Consider the following 681-nt stretch of genomic DNA (forward strand, 5'->3'; position numbering starts at 1 on the left):
TCGCCGGCGATGATTTGGAAGCCGAAGGATTCTGCGGGTCCTGTGGTTTTGGTGTCGATGATTCGGCTTTGGTCGTCTGGGTTGGTGAGTGTTCCGGTGCGGTTGTCGGCCCAGCGGTGTCCGTGGATGTGGAAGGTGTGGAAGAGGTTGCCGTGGGCGATGACGATGAATTCGACTCGTTCGCCGAGTTGGGCGGTGAGGTCGGGTGCGGTGGTGAGGTTGTTGGTTTTCATGTCGTTGAAGACGACGGTGAAGGTTTTGTCGGGGAGGGTGTCGCCGGTGCGGCGTACGACGAGTGGTCCGTAGAGGCCGAGGAGGATGCCGCCGGTGCCGTGGTCGGTTCCTACGACGTGGTCGTGGTAGTGCCAGTAGCCGGCGCTGCCGGGGGCGATGGTGCCGTCCGGGCGAGTGGTCGGGGCGTGGGTGCGCCAGGTGTAGACGTAGCGTTCTCCGGGTTCGACGACGCTGTTGTTCATGCGTGTGCCGTCGCTGGTGGTTTCGTAGTCGATGCCGTGTACGTGCAGGCTGGCGGTGACGCTGGTGTTGTTGACGAGTTCGATTTCGAGGGTCTCGCCCTCGATCATTTCGATGAGGGGGCCGGGGATGGTGGGCTTGCCGGGTTCCAGGCCGTAGCCCATCTGGCCGTCCGGCAGTTTGTCCACGTAGAGGGTGATACGGCGG

At 63.1% G+C, this 681-nt stretch carries 1 protein-coding gene; it reads right to left on the reverse strand.

Translation table 11 applies throughout. The features are described from left to right. The coding region (locus FLX08_RS40055) for a multicopper oxidase domain-containing protein (protein WP_208761990.1) at window positions 1-662 on the reverse strand (662 nt) is incomplete at its 3' end. Between the last annotated feature and the right edge of the window lie 19 nt (window positions 663-681).

This window comes from Microbispora hainanensis, from assembly GCF_006874475.1.
In the GTDB taxonomy this organism is placed as follows: domain Bacteria; phylum Actinomycetota; class Actinomycetes; order Streptosporangiales; family Streptosporangiaceae; genus Microbispora; species Microbispora hainanensis.